This window comes from Microcoleus sp. S13_C5 (assembly GCF_036700845.1).
Taxonomy (GTDB): Bacteria; Cyanobacteriota; Cyanobacteriia; order Cyanobacteriales; family Microcoleaceae; genus Microcoleus.
On the sequence record NZ_JAUBPR010000066.1, the window covers coordinates 1 to 13,911 of the forward strand.

Consider the following 13,911-nt stretch of genomic DNA (forward strand, 5'->3'; position numbering starts at 1 on the left):
CATTTTTTAACGTTATATGCTTGCTATGTAAGCATTATAACCTATTTTTATCGTATTTTATGTTTAAGTCCCGTTAGCTGTGTTCTTGCTGAGTGGCTTTTCCGGTATCGGTTTGCTGGCCGGAGCAGCCGCTGGTGCTGCTACAACTTACGTGGCTGCTCCTCAACCTGCTACGATTCAACCCGGCCAAATTTTGCAAGTTCAGTTAACCGAAGATTTGCCGCAGTTCGGTTTTTGAAGCAAGAATGAAGAGGTTCGAGGGAAGAAGGAAGACTTTTTTCTTCCCTCGAACCTCTTAGTTCAATATTTTCTGAGAGCAGTTTTCCATTGTATGAAATAAAGTAAGGACTTAGGCAAAGCCTAAGTCCTACCCCCTATCTATAATTGACTCAACTGAAAACCGCTATATCGGCGATTTAGAAATTTTGACCTTCAGTGGTTGGAGCTATCGAACCCGGTTGGTTGAGGAACAGGTTTTTAGCGCCGTCGTTTTGGTAAATACAGTTAATTTCGGGTTGAGCTTCTAGGGGGCCGGTGAAGCCAAAAGTGTTCATGCGATTTTTGCACTCTCGCACTTGGTTTTGGCTGATGAGTTTTCTTTGTTCCAGAATTGCCCAGTTATTGGTTCGCAAAACGCATCCGGGGCGCATACTCGGCTGCGAGATGTAGACGTTGAAGGGGTTGAGGGTGACGTAGAGACGCATATCTGTCACCATCGCGCTTGCTCCAAACTGCACGCAAAGTTCTGGGTTCGGGGCGCTGCGATCGATAAATTCACGGGAGGCTACGTTCTCTGGGCTAATGGTAGCGGTGGAGCTAAAGGCAATGCCAATCCCAATTCCCAGAATAAAGACGGCTGTTAAAATCCCTAGGGTGGCGGAATTGAGGAAAGAGGGTTTACCGGACTGAGGTTGACGCCGCGACTGTCCGCCAAATGAGCCGGAGTCTTCATCTCCCCGGGATGGGTCACCGCTGAATCTGTCGTCGTTGTAGGATTTAGGTTTGCGTTTCATATAAGGTTCCCTCAGTTCTGGAGACTCAACAGGTAGTAGTTTGTTATTTTTAACCGATCTCGCCTTTCTAATATTATGGCGCTAGGAAGGTGGTTGCGGAGGGCCCAGGACACCGCCTGTGGGTTTGGTGTTGGGTTCACAGCTCGCGATTGACCAAGGGGCTGCCTTGTCTGAATTTTCAGATTTCAATAAAATAGCTGAAAGTGAGATAGTCTTGCACAGCGGAGGAATCCGGCTCAAGATTGTTGACAAATTTTAACATTTTACAAGTCAGGAGGTATAGATTAGTGTCTGTCGAAATTATTCAAAAGCCTTCCACAGTTCGCAAGCTTGCACCGCGCTACCGCGTTCTGCTGCACAATGATGATTTCAATCCTATGGAGTACGTGGTGCAGACTTTGATGGCGACGGTACCGAGTCTGACTCAGCCACAGGCGGTAAATGTGATGATGGAAGCCCATACTAACGGGATGGGATTGGTGATTGTTTGCGCTCTCGAACACGCTGAGTTTTACGCTGAAACGCTCAATAATCACGGATTGAGCAGCACAATCGAACCTGACGATTAGAAGCTGACGGTAGTGCAAGGGATTCACCCAGTCGGTTTGAGACTCATACCGTCAACTCTCATACCAAAAAGCCAAGGGTTAGGCCCTTGGCTTTTTGGTATATTTAATCCGGTAGATATGGAAATTTGAAGAGCATAGGTTTTTCGGAACGGCCGGAAGTGGTTCGGAGCTAGGTGAGCTCTCGCGCCAATTTCAACTCTCCAATCTCAAATCTTTATCAGAGGAAATTAATAACGTCCTCCGCCACCGCCTCCTCCGCGAGCAAATTTTCCAGGACCGCCGCCGCCCCGGTTGCCACCACCCCGACCTTCATCTTCGCGGGGCTTAGCTTTGTTAACTTTGAGGTCGCGACCCATCCACTCTGCTCCGTCGAGAGCACTAATGGCTGCATCTTCTTCTGCATCTGTGGACATTTCTACAAAACCGAAGCCGCGGGGGCGACTGGTTTCTCTGTCGGTAGGTAGATGTACTCGCTTAACGGTTCCGTATTCGGCGAAGACGGTGGTGATGTCTTCTTGGGTAACTTGGTAGGATAAGTTACCGACGTATATCGACATGAGGAATAACTCCAAAATTTAGACAGTGCGAAGATTTCAGTTTCGGAGAGTCCCCTGCCGATACAGAAGGGCAAGTTTTTAGACAATTCTGTAGCAATGAACAAAGCCTGCAACTGAATCTGATTCACACTTGGTACTTTAACATAGAATAGCGTCTTTTGAGTAGGTTTCAGGAGTTAATTAAGTTGTTCTAATTAAAGGTAAAACTTTTAGGGTATTCAGAAACCTGGTTGATCGGTGTGATGTTTTCCCGGCAGTGGAAGCAGAGAAAGTTATGCCGCCCGCTCTCACCGCAGGAAAGATACATCCACCTTGCCAAAGTTGGTACTCAAAGCTAGGTTTACGTTTTCCAGGGCTTTGACTAACCACACTACGCCTTCTCGGGTACTGCATTCGTAGTGACCGAACAAAATTGCCAGTCGCTTTTCTAGGTAGGGCTTGACTTTGCCGCAAATTAGTACGATTTTCAGCAGCAAACCTGTGGTTTGGGTCGGCCCGAGGTTTGAGATCAGGTCGATGAAGACAAAGTGATTGGGCCGCACAGGACTCTCTACTACTAAAAAGTTCAATAGCTGGCTGCAAGTTCTGATCATTAAAAATTCATTAAACTTCTGATCATCGCTGTGGGGCAGGGTATTTTGTAGTTGCTTATACAATTTTTCGTTAAAGAGACGTTTGCCGTAGCGCTCATCGGTGACAGAAGAAATCAGGTATTCGTACAAGTCGTCTTTAAAGGAGCGGTAGGACTGATTTGTGCTGGCGTTCGCCGTGAAACGGCCCGCTAGCTGTCTGTAGGTATCGGCTCCTTCTACTTTTCCGACAAATTGCTTGAGGGCAAAGAATAGTTCCGGGTCGGTCAACAGGGTGGGATTTTTTATAAGCTGTATATTCCGGCCGAAGGAAATGGAGGTTTCCCGACGCGCTATTTGGGATTTCCTCACTTGGTGAGCGACATATTGTGAGAGGTTGATCTCAAATTGCTGCTGCTTTTGAGCTTGGATTTTTTTAATGATTTTTTGTTGTTCGTAGGTACTGTCGTCGCTCAGGAGGCAGTGTTTGTAGAGGTAAGGGTAACGGGGAATTAAGGTACCGAGGGCAAGGCTAGCAGGGGTTTTGCTGTTGCTGCTATCTTCATTGCTGTGAGTTATGACTTTGGCTAAGCGTTTGAGGGTGAGGTACTGTTCGCTTTCGATAAATTGATTTACTAATTTAGGGATGGAGCCTCGCCCCCCCGATCGATTGTATCCAAATAATATTTTGGGCGCTTCTTCAAACACAGCGATCAATTCAGGGATGGCGGCTTGCTTGCTGGGGTAAGTTTGCCAGCGGTTGATCAGGATGTGGCAGCAGCGGTTGAGGATGTATTTGAATTCTTGTTCAGCGTGTTCTGAGCGTGCTATTTTTTCGAGTGCGTCGGCGACGGAGCGATCGGGATATCCGGTACCCTGGATAAACAAAGTGCGAAAGCGGCTGATGAGTTCGGCCGGCTGCTCTCGTTGTACCAACTCCAGCCAGTGCTTGTAAAGTAGCTGTTCTTCTTCGTGGCTTTGTCTGTTGTAGTCGTTCACTGTGGATTAACCCTCCGAGGCTGGGGCAGGAGCTTTCAGCGCTATTAGCTTGATGAATTGACCAATGAATCCCAATAATTGAGTCAACCGAGCTTCTCGCCGGATGAGGCTTATGGGTAGAAGCTCTCAGCAGCTTAAGCCGATCGATATTTTTGCTTAGTTAAACTATTTATCAACACCAGCATGACATAAATTGTTGGTAATTAGCAAGGCCTTAAATCACCATCGACTTTGTAAAGTATTGGTAAAGATTGTGTGGGTACGGAATAATTTCTTGGTGGGCAGACGATTTAGTATTAGGATGATCAAGGTCAATCCTGATCCGCAGCCCGCTGTCAGTTAAATTTGAGGTTGGGCGAGGTAGAATTAGCTGTGAAAATAATTATTTGAAATGTGAGTGCTGGTTATGGTTTGTCGCGTAAGTATCGCCCAACTTGCTGAAATTTTAACTGTACCTTTGCCTGCTGTGTCTGAGGGCGTTTTGACAGATTTAGGGACAGGTATTGCCACAGATACGCGCACTCTTGAGGGGGGCGAAGTATTTTTGGCGCTGCGGGGAGACAATTTTGACGGTCATCAATTTGTGGCAAAAGCTCGGGATTTGGGGGCGATAGCAGCGATTGTCGATCGAGATTGGCAACAGGAACTGCCGAATTTTCCGCTGTTGCGCGTTGACGATACTTTAAAAGCTTATCAGTCGATCGCTCGCTGGTGGCGCGACCAATTCAGTATACCTATAGTTGCTGTTACTGGTTCTGTCGGTAAAACTACTGTTAAAGAGTTAATTGCGGCCGTGTTGTCAACGAAGGGAAATGTTCTTAAAACTCAATATAACTACAACAATGAAATTGGAGTACCAAAAACTCTGTTGGAGCTTTCACCCGCACACAATTATGCTGTAATTGAAATGGGTATGCGCGGCAGTGGCGAAATTGCGCTACTGTCGCAAATTGCTCGTCCTACTGTTGCGGTAATTACTAATGTAGGAACGGCGCATATTGGGCGATTGGGTTCCGAAGAGGCGATCGCCCAAGCTAAGTGCGAACTGTTAGCCGAAATGCCTGCTGATAGCATTGCTATTCTCAATCACGATTGTGACAGATTAATAGAAACTGCGAGCGAAGTTTGGCAGGGAAAAACTTTAAGTTACGGTTTAGAAGGCGGGGATTTGGGCGGAGAATTGCTCAACCATGATACAATACTTATAGATGGTATAGAATTGCCGCTGCCGCTGCCCGGACGGCACAATGCTGTAAATTATTTGGCGGCTTTGGCGGTAGGAAAAGTGTTAGGTATTGATTGGGAAGTTTTAAAGCAAGGTTTGTCTGTGCAGTTACCGGATGGAAGGGCGCGCCGCTACGATTTGCCCGATGATATTATGATTCTGGATGAGACTTACAATGCGGGTTTGGAGTCGATGTTGGCGGCCCTGAGACTGTTAGCAGATACTCCTGGAAAGCGCCGGATTGCGGTGTTGGGAACGATGAAGGAATTGGGCGAAAGGGCGATCGAATTTCACCGACAAGTGGGAAGGGCGGCGCGAGAGTTGAATCTGGATGCTTTGTTTGTTTTTGCTGATTTTGAGGAAGCAGCGGCGATGGCCGCGGGTGCGGCGGGTTTGCCTTTTGTGGAGATAGGAGATATTACAGCCAAGGATGGGCGGAAAGATTTAGCAAAGCGGTTGTTGGGATTTGTCGAAAAGGGCGATCGGATTTTATTTAAAGCTTCTCATTCAGTTGAGTTGAATCGAGTTGTGGAGAAGTTTAGGGCAGATTTTGCGGGGGAGTAATAGAAAAGAAATTTTGGGGATTTGAAATTATGCGAGCGCTTCTAGTCGATCGTCGCCTCAAACTCACGTTTCGATCGCTGATGCGTAGGGTAAGATGCCCATCTGCACCTAAGTCCCGAGGGTTCAATATCCCGATCGCTCTAACGGCTCGATTTCGATATCTGGAGCAATCTCAATGGCTGCAATTCTGGCATTCTCAACTATCGTATTTCCTATCATTGTATTGTGTACTGCCTCAAACTTAGATTCGGCTTCCGAAATTTCTTCGTAGTGTACAATCACATGATAATATTTATTAATTGGTTCTCCAGAATCTGAAATTTCCACGGCAAGCGAATCTATATTCTGAGATTCTTCGGCTTTCTCGCGATACTCGTCGGCTAAATGTTCCAGGGCGATCGCGATCGCGTGTTCTTTCGTTTGTCCGTAAAAATTCATGGTATCGTCAGGGCGATCGCTCAGAGATGACGATATCTGACAAAGATACTGCCCGTTTGATTGAGCGCAAACGTCGATCGCAATTGTACCAGCAGTGCGATCGGGATTTATTTGAGTCATAAGCTGTTCGGCATTTAAAAGACGATAGTAGGGTGCGTCAGTCCATAAGCGTTTCCCTTGTCCAGTAAGTATTCTAACTGACGCACCCTACAAGGCTGAAACTCACCACAGCAGAAGTTTTAGGAGCCGGGGAAGCATGACCTATTTCAGGATATGTCGAAAAAAAGCTAAAATATCGATTAGTTTTCGTTGGACTTGTAATGTCGGAGAGCAGATATGAATTCAGTGGAGGAGACCGGATTGTCACAAATCGTTGACTTGCCACTCATAGGATCTGCTGAACAATATCTCTTCTCAGTCGAGGACGATCGAGAGCGTGCTGATAAGCTACAAGAATTACTTGTCCCTAAGCTTAAGGTTCTCATTGAACAAGCTTGTGGCCTAATTCACCAAGTTTATGGCACAGATGTACTCTCACATTGCCGAATAACGACTACACCAGCCCATCGACCTGGAGCCAAGAAAACCAAGGCCGTCAAAGTAGCAACCGCTGGCTTGGCTATAAAAGGAAAAAGTTGGTATTTCCAACAGAGGTTCGAGTGTACTTCTGATAGTTTGTCTGTGCACTTTTTTGGATTAAGAGGGCTAGAAAGCAATCCGATTGTCCAAGTCCTGAAGAAGCATTTGGAAGATGTTACTCGGATTTGGGAGCAGGGTAAATATGAAGTTTACTCTGAAACTATTGAACCGGAAGAAGATGAAAATTTAGAGTATGATGAATTCATTAACAAGCTGCAATTAGTTCCTGAACGAGATGGGAAAGGTACTTATATTCAAAGTCCATCCCTAGTTATTCCTATTAAAGACCTAGATGCAGCTCAGCCAGTGATTGATAACTTTGTCACACTCTTTGCTATCTTTCGTGCTGCAATAAATGTGTTTCTTGGTGAGGAAGACCGTTTTGAGGACTACCTAAAATGTTTGCGGGATTGGCAAAGTCCGCTTCAGATTCAGGAATCTGTAACTACTACTAGATTCTTTCCTGATGAAGTAGATTCAGTACAAACATTTCGTGAGGGGGCAGTACGGCAAGTTTCAGTCAACGCCTATGAACGAGAGCCTAAAGCTCGGCAAAAATGTATTGATTATTACGGTTCAAGTTGCTATATTTGTGATTTCGATTTTGGCAGAGCTTTTGGGGAACTGGGAAAAGGTTTCATTCATGTTCATCATCTACGACCCCTTTCAGAGATTGCAGAAGAGTATGAAATTGATCCTATAAAAGATTTGCGTCCTGTTTGCCCAAATTGTCACGCTATGATTCATCGTAGTTCACCACCATTAAGTCTTGAACAAATCAAGATGTTGTTGAAGTCTGCTCGTGATTCTACTATCTAATATGTTTTGTTGACTTATTCTAACCGATAGTTTACAAAAATTAGATCCCCGATTTCTTCAAAAAGCGGGGATCTAATTTTTCTGTTTGACTCCCGATAGCACCTACCAGGAGTCAAATGCACTACTTCGCAGCTTGACGTTCTTTTGCAGCCTTGATCACTTCTTCAGCGATGTTGCTCGGACAAGGAGCATAGTGCGAGAAAGACATTGAGAACTGGCCGCGCCCAGATGTCATAGTACGCAAATCGCTAATGTAACCAAACATTTCGCTCAACGGCACATCTGCCTTGATCCGCGCTCCTGTTTGTCCTGTCTCCTGAGATTTCATCATCCCCCGGCGGCGGTTGAGGTCGCCGATCACGTCGCCCATGTAATCATCTGGAGTGAATACATCGACATTCATAATCGGTTCGAGCAACTGAGGCCCAGCTTTCGGCAAAGACTGCCGATAAGCCGCTTTGGCAGCAATTTCAAAGGCCATTGCTGACGAGTCAACGGGGTGGAAACCGCCTTCTAGAAGCGTGAATTTCAAGTCCAAGCAAGGGAATCCAGCCAAAACGCCTTTGTCGATGCAGCTTTCAAAGCCTTTTTCGACGGCTGGCCAATATTCTCTGGGTACACTACCACCAGTCACTTTTGACTCAAATATGAAGCCACTTCCAGGCTCACCAGGCTCGATCACGTAGCCGATTTTGGCGAATTGACCGGAACCACCTGATTGCTTTTTGTGGGTGTAATCGTCTTCGAGGCGCTTGGTAATCGACTCGCGGTAGGCTACCTGCGGTTCGCCGACTTCTACTTCGATGCCGTGGGTGCGCTTGAGAATGTCTACTTTGATGTCGAGGTGTAACTCGCCCATCCCCTTGAGAATCATTTCGCCGCTTTCTTGATCCGTCACCATGTGGAAGGATGGGTCTTCTTGCACCATCTTGGTGAGGGCTGCTCCCATTTTTTCTTCCGCGCCTTTTTGTTTCGGTTTGACCGAAATCGAAATAACGGGATCGGGGAATACCATCGGCTCTAGGGTGGCGGGATTTTTGGGGTCGCAGATGGTGTGTCCGGTGCGGACGTTTTTCATGCCGACGATCGCCACAATGTCCCCTGCTTGCGCGGATTCAATTTCTTCGCGCGAGTTGGCGTGCATTTCCACCAAACGGCTGATGCGCTCGGTCTTGCCTGTGGCGGTGTTGAGTACGGTGTCGCCCTTGGACAGAGTACCGGAGTACAGGCGCGTGAAGGTTAGAGCACCGTAGCGATCGTCCATGATCTTAAACGCGAGTGCCCGCAATGGCCTGTTGGGATCGACGAGCGCAAACTCGCCGGTTTCCTCGCCCTCGAGATCGACTTCTGGCTGCGGTGTGACTTCCATCGGGTTTGGCAGGTAGTCAACTACGGCATCGAGAACCAACTGCACGCCTTTGTTTTTAAACGATGAGCCGCAGTAGGTGGGGAAAAATGCCCGATCGCGAGTACCTTTGCGAATACAGCGCTTGAGGTCGTCGATGCTGGGTTCGTTGCCTTCGAGATATTGTTCCATCAGAGTGTCGTCTTGCTCGACGGCCAGTTCGATCAACTGTTCGCGCCAAGTTTCGACATCATTGACCATATCGGCGGGCACATCTTTAATTTCATAGTTCATCGGATCGCCGGAATCATCCCAGATCCAGGCTTTGCGGGTCAGCAAATCGACTACGCCGCAAAACTTTTCTTCTATGCCGATCGGCAATACCATCACCATCGGTTTAGCTGCGAGGATTTTATCAACTTGCTTGACAACGCGGTAAAAATCTGCACCGGTGCGATCGAGCTTGTTGATATAGATGACGCGAGCCACTTTGGAATCGTTAGCGTAGCGCCAGTTGGTTTCAGATTGCGGTTCAACTCCACCCGAACCGCAGAACACACCGATGCCACCATCGAGCACCTTCAGCGAACGGTACACCTCGATCGTAAAATCGACGTGTCCCGGAGTATCGATGATGTTGAGCTGATGCTCGTTCCAGAAGCAGGTGGTAGCAGCGGACTGAATCGTAATCCCGCGCTCTTGCTCCTGTTCCATGAAGTCAGTAGTCGCCGCGCCTTCGTGAACTTCACCTATTTTGTGGATTTTACCTGTAAGTTTCAGGATTCTTTCTGTTGTGGTGGTCTTGCCAGCATCTACGTGGGCGAAGATGCCGATATTTCGATAACGAGTGAGATCTTTCATAATTACTGTTGAGATTAAATGCGACGAACCGTCGGCGACCACCTGCAAGCGTAACCAGCGAGGAATCAATGTTGCCTTAGGCGCCAGTACAGGCTAGATTTCCTTTCCCCTGTTTCTGGCAGAACTATCTTAATTTTGACACTTTCTCGTCATTCCTGCGAAGGATTCTTGGTTTAATAAGTGCCCCAAGCCTGACAACGCATAAAAATACCCTAGACCAAAGGAAAAATCGTCTCCGAAAGTAGGTTGGGTTGAGGCACTCCTACCCAACAAATGCGTGTTTTTGACGCTTCGCTCAACCTGATATTTTGCACCATTCTCAGCAAAACCGTATAAACTGGGTTTCTTGACAAAAAAAGTATGATTTTACGTGACTTTGTGGCAAGAAACCTGGTTTCTGACATTAAATAGGCAAAGGCAAATAAACCGCCCTACGGGGAGAGGGCTGGTTTGGCAGCAATAAACAGCCGACTTTGATAGATATTCGCTTAACCGACCACTACAAAATATTATTAAAAACCCCGTTGCTGCGTCCAAAACGATCTAAGTCAAAATCGACCCACTCATCATTCGTTGATATCTCCGCTCCAATTCATCCCGCACCACCGGCCATTGATTCAAACTTTCATCATTATCAATTACCATTTGAGCCGCCGCCCTCGCCAACTCCAAAACCTCCTGATCCTCCACCAAACTCGCCAAAGCAAAATCTGGCAAACCCGACTGCCGAGTTCCCAAAACCTGACCCGGCCCGCGCAATCTCATGTCCATTTCCGCAATAAAAAAGCCATCTTGAGATTGTTCTAGAACCTTCATTCTCTGCATAGCTTCTGCACTTTTGGAACCGGGCATTAACAAACAATAAGAACGGTTGCTGCCCCGACCGACTCTACCCCGCAACTGATGCAGTTGCGACAGTCCAAAACGCTCAGAATTTTCAATCAGCATTACCGTTGCATTCGGCACGTCTACTCCCACCTCGACCACAGTAGTAGATACTAAAATATCCGTTTCTTTGTCTCGGAACTTAGTAATTGCCTCATCTTTGTCAGCGCTGCTCATCCTACCGTGGAGCAAACCCACCTTAAACTCAGGGAATACACTTTTTTCTAGTTTTTCTTTTTCCTCAATTGCCGATCGCACGTCCAACTTTTCCGACTCCTCCACCAGCGGCAGCACCACATAAACTTGACGCCCGCTCGCCACTTCCCGCCGAATCAAATCGTAAGCTTGGATGCGTTCTTTGGCAGAAAGTACAGTTGTTTGAATCGCCTGCCTACCGGGGGGAAGTTCATCAATTTGACTCACATCTAAATCCCCGTGCAGCGTCAGCGCCAGCGTCCGGGGAATGGGAGTTGCCGTCATCGTCAAAACGTGGGGAGCTTCGCCTTTTTGCTGCAATTTAGCGCGCTGGTGCACACCGAATCTGTGCTGTTCGTCAATTACCGCCAAACCCAATTTATGGAAATTCACCGTATCTTGAATCAGCGCGTGAGTTCCCACTAAAACAGGCAATTCTCCGGTTTCTAACTGGCTGTGAATTTCCCGGCGTTTTGCTACTTTTGTTGAACCAGTTAACAGTTCGACAGACAAGTGCATCAAGTTAAACCAACCTACCAATTTGCGGTAGTGCTGTTCTGCTAAAACTTCTGTCGGCGCCATTAAAGCGGCTTGATAGCCGGATTGAATTGCTGCTAGCATGGCCACTACGGCGACTACTGTTTTCCCAGCACCGACATCGCCTTGCACTAATCTGTTCATCGGTTGCGACGAAGCTAAATCGTTGAGGATGTCGTTAATTACTCTTTCCTGAGCATTAGTCAAGGCAAAAGGCAAGATTTCATAAAAATGTTCGATCAATTTGCCACTAGGAATGATGACTGCACTAGCTTGAGCTTTCCTTTGGGTTTGGCGACGCTTTAAAAGTCCTAATTGCAGGTAGAAAAATTCGTCAAAAACTAAGCGGCGGCGGGCGGCTGCCAAACAATCTCGATCGAGCGGAAAGTGAATATTAGTCACGGCATCGGCTAAACCCATTAAACCGTAACGCTCGCGCAAATCTTCTGGTAGCGATTCTGGCAACATTTTCGCCGCCGGCATTGCAGCCAAAATCGATCGCCTCACCGAACCAGCATCCACCCCCTCCGTCAGCGGATAAACTGGTATCAGGCGGCCGACTTTCATTGATTCGATCGCACCGTCGGAGTCGTCTAATACTTCTAACTCAGGGTTTTCTAAAGTAATTCCATATTTACCCTGCTTCACCAACCCCGAAGCTGCCAGCACCGCACCAGTACAATACTCGCGCTTTTTGAATTCTTGCCAACCGCGATTACTGTAGCGAGGGCCTGCAAAAAAACGACTAATTTTTATTTCTCCGGTGCGGTCTTTTAAAATTACTTCTAATATTGTTAACTTCTTATTTTTCGGACTAGAAAAGCAATTGCAGCGCTTTACTTCAGCGATTAAAGTGACAGTTTCCCCGGCTACTAGCTCGCGAATTTGTACTTGCTTTGCATAGTCGATGTGATTGCGGGGATAGTAGTAAAGCAAGTCATATACAGTGTATAAACCCAGTTTAGCTAAGCGGTTGCCGTTGGCGGGGCCGATGCCGGTGACGCGGGTTAACTGTTGGTCAAGAGTCAGGCTTGGTGGTGCGGCTGCTGTACTCAGGGGTGCTGTTCGGGGAACGGAAACTGCTGGGGCGGTTGGTTCAGAAGCGTTAGCGGGTCTGACTTGTGCTACTTGTTCTGGCTGGTGGCGAGTTTCTTGTTCCCAAACTTGCTCCATTTGTCGGAGAAAACTGACCGTAATGGCGATCGAATGCTGGCGCTGTTCGAGATCCTTCTGAGGGTAGATGTCAAATTCAGCGGCTAGTTGTCTAGCTCGATCGCGCGCCGAAGCCGCCACCGAACCTGCCAACTGTCTCAAACTCAGGCCCAGAAACTCGCTGAAGCGGTATTGACTGCCTTGGATGTCGTTAAATCCGCGATCGGCTTCTACTGAAAGAGCTTTTTGCAATCGCTGCCATTCGGGTTGATTATTAGTCATCAGTCATTAGTTATTAGTCATTAGTCATTAGTCATTAGTCATTGGTCATTGGTCATTAGTCATTAGTCATTAGTCGTTAGTCATTAGTTATTAATCATAGCTCAAGAATTCCCGACAACTGTCAACTGACAACTGTCAACTGACAACTGACAACTGTCAACTGTCAACTGTCAACTGACAACTGACAACTGACAACTGACAACTGTCAACTGTCAACTGTCAACTGTCAACTGTCAACTGACAACTGTCAACTGTCAACTGACAACTGTCAACTGTCAACTGACTAATCTTCAAACCAACTCGATCGCCAAGCCGACTCAGCCTCCACCACAGCGAGTTCCCGCTGCTTTTTCTGGTAATCGCGGCCCAGCGAGTTCAACTTTACAGACAGGTTACGAATTTGCTGGCGCCAAGCCGAGGTTGCCGCATCGGCAAACTCTATTTCTGACAGCCGCAGTTTAATCGCTGTAATATGCAGCGCCCTACTACCCAAGGTTTCTGCCAATTTTCGCGATGCTGATGAGGCATCAGTTTCAATGATTAAGTTTAATAAGTTAGGTGGCCCGGCAACACTATCGCCGGAGGATTCAGCTTGAGAAGCAGCTTCTAGAACCGGTTCTGGCAATTGACTCGGCAAGATTCCCGACTGTTGCAGCAAGCGGTTGGTGTCGCGAGAAAGCAGCTTGAGTATATGGGCGATCGACTTTTCAATACTATTTTGCCAGCGTGCCAAACTTTCCGGGGAATTGGCATTTGGCAATTGATAATTTGCCAATGAAAATAGATAGTTAATGGCGGAAACTTGGTTTTTTTCTTTTTCGTCTTCTTCCTTGTCGTCTTCTTCGTCTTCCTCTTCGTCTTTGTCGAAGTCGTCTTCGTCTTCGTCTTCGTCTTCTTCTTCTTCTTCCTCTTCCTCTATTTCTTCCTCTGCTTCTGATTCACTCACCAGCGATCGCAATTTTTCGTCCGACACCGCAGCCAAACGCCTTACAGACTGCTGCATTTTTTGCCGCCCATCGAAGGACAACTTGAGAAACGACTCCGGTACTGCTTGAGTGCAAAGGTGATAGCAAGCCAAAATTAACTGCTGCCGCACCGCTTGTCCCAACGCAGTTAAATAACCTTCGTAGGTACTGCGAAACTCCAAAGTCAAGGCTGCTAAAGCCTCTTCGAGTCCTGCCAAATCTTGCTCTATTCGCTCTCTTGGTCGCACCATATCTCTCGTATAAAATTAAAATAGGACTTATATCATTTCCGGTTAC

General features: G+C 47.1%; 11 protein-coding genes. 4 read left to right on the plus strand and 7 right to left on the minus strand.

The features are described from left to right. The first annotated feature begins 79 nt into the window (after nt 1–79). Nucleotides 80–238: a hypothetical protein gene (locus QUA04_RS17675; protein WP_333258721.1), complete on the plus strand. Its 159-nt coding sequence runs from the start codon at nt 80–82 to the stop codon at nt 236–238. Between the two features lie 178 nt (nt 239–416). On the opposite strand, the gene QUA04_RS17680 is transcribed toward QUA04_RS17675, so the two are convergent. After that, nucleotides 417–1,013, minus strand: a complete 597-nt coding sequence (locus QUA04_RS17680; protein WP_333131444.1) for a DUF3172 domain-containing protein — start codon at nt 1,011–1,013, stop codon at nt 417–419. Between the two features lie 287 nt (nt 1,014–1,300). Between QUA04_RS17680 and clpS the strand changes: the two genes are divergently transcribed. Next, on the plus strand, nt 1,301–1,582 hold the full coding sequence (clpS, locus tag QUA04_RS17685; RefSeq protein WP_190658451.1) for an ATP-dependent Clp protease adapter ClpS: 282 nt from the start codon (nt 1,301–1,303) through the stop codon (nt 1,580–1,582). A 227-nt stretch (nt 1,583–1,809) separates the two neighbouring features. On the opposite strand, the gene QUA04_RS17690 is transcribed toward clpS, so the two are convergent. Both QUA04_RS17690 and QUA04_RS17695 read right to left on the minus strand, forming a co-directional pair. Then, the gene (locus QUA04_RS17690) at nt 1,810–2,139 is read right to left on the minus strand and encodes an RNA recognition motif domain-containing protein (RefSeq protein ID WP_172192890.1); all 330 of its coding nucleotides are present in this window, start codon (nt 2,137–2,139) and stop codon (nt 1,810–1,812) included. 287 nt (nt 2,140–2,426) lie between these two features. After that, a complete protein-coding gene (locus QUA04_RS17695; protein ID WP_333258723.1) occupies nt 2,427–3,707 on the minus strand; it encodes a hypothetical protein in 1,281 nt (426 codons plus the stop codon). Nucleotides 3,708–4,113: 406 nt separating this feature from the next. Here QUA04_RS17695 and QUA04_RS17700 point away from each other — a divergent pair, with 406 nt between their 5' ends. Further along, nucleotides 4,114–5,496 (plus strand): UDP-N-acetylmuramoyl-tripeptide--D-alanyl-D-alanine ligase, encoded by a 1,383-nt coding sequence (locus QUA04_RS17700; RefSeq protein ID WP_333258725.1) that lies wholly within the window; start codon nt 4,114–4,116, stop codon nt 5,494–5,496. A 123-nt stretch (nt 5,497–5,619) separates the two neighbouring features. Here QUA04_RS17700 and QUA04_RS17705 read toward each other — a convergent pair whose 3' ends face one another. Then, nucleotides 5,620–6,054, minus strand: coding sequence for a hypothetical protein (locus QUA04_RS17705; RefSeq protein ID WP_333213968.1), 435 nt, complete (start codon nt 6,052–6,054; stop codon nt 5,620–5,622). 216 nt (nt 6,055–6,270) lie between these two features. Here QUA04_RS17705 and QUA04_RS17710 point away from each other — a divergent pair, with 216 nt between their 5' ends. Then, nucleotides 6,271–7,392, plus strand: a complete 1,122-nt coding sequence (locus tag QUA04_RS17710; protein WP_333258727.1) for an HNH endonuclease — start codon at nt 6,271–6,273, stop codon at nt 7,390–7,392. Nucleotides 7,393–7,513: 121 nt separating this feature from the next. On the opposite strand, the gene fusA is transcribed toward QUA04_RS17710, so the two are convergent. From fusA to QUA04_RS17725, 3 genes are all read right to left on the minus strand, one after another. Then, on the minus strand, nt 7,514–9,598 hold the full coding sequence (gene fusA, locus QUA04_RS17715; protein WP_333258729.1) for an elongation factor G: 2,085 nt from the start codon (nt 9,596–9,598) through the stop codon (nt 7,514–7,516). A 543-nt stretch (nt 9,599–10,141) separates the two neighbouring features. Continuing rightward, nucleotides 10,142–12,649 carry an ATP-dependent DNA helicase RecG gene (recG, locus tag QUA04_RS17720; protein ID WP_333258731.1) on the minus strand — a complete coding sequence of 836 codons (2,508 nt, stop codon included), beginning with the start codon at nt 12,647–12,649 and terminating at the stop codon, nt 10,142–10,144. Nucleotides 12,650–12,932: 283 nt separating this feature from the next. Continuing rightward, a complete protein-coding gene (locus tag QUA04_RS17725) occupies nt 12,933–13,865 on the minus strand; it encodes a hypothetical protein (RefSeq protein WP_333258733.1) in 933 nt (310 codons plus the stop codon). Nucleotides 13,866–13,911: the final 46 nt, after the last annotated feature.

What these genes read in the sequence shown, in the direction of transcription:
- QUA04_RS17705 (WP_333213968.1), bottom strand. Translation starts at nt 6,054, where the DNA reads ATGACTCAAATAAATCCCGATCGCACTGCTGGTACAATTGCGATCGAC.
- recG (WP_333258731.1), bottom strand. Translation starts at nt 12,649, where the DNA reads ATGACTAATAATCAACCCGAATGGCAGCGATTGCAAAAAGCTCTTTCA.
- QUA04_RS17700 (WP_333258725.1), top strand. Translation starts at nt 4,114, where the DNA reads ATGGTTTGTCGCGTAAGTATCGCCCAACTTGCTGAAATTTTAACTGTA.
- QUA04_RS17710 (WP_333258727.1), top strand. Translation starts at nt 6,271, where the DNA reads ATGAATTCAGTGGAGGAGACCGGATTGTCACAAATCGTTGACTTGCCA.
- QUA04_RS17680 (WP_333131444.1), bottom strand. Translation starts at nt 1,013, where the DNA reads ATGAAACGCAAACCTAAATCCTACAACGACGACAGATTCAGCGGTGAC.
- fusA (WP_333258729.1), bottom strand. Translation starts at nt 9,598, where the DNA reads ATGAAAGATCTCACTCGTTATCGAAATATCGGCATCTTCGCCCACGTA.
- QUA04_RS17690 (WP_172192890.1), bottom strand. Translation starts at nt 2,139, where the DNA reads ATGTCGATATACGTCGGTAACTTATCCTACCAAGTTACCCAAGAAGAC.
- QUA04_RS17725 (WP_333258733.1), bottom strand. Translation starts at nt 13,865, where the DNA reads ATGGTGCGACCAAGAGAGCGAATAGAGCAAGATTTGGCAGGACTCGAA.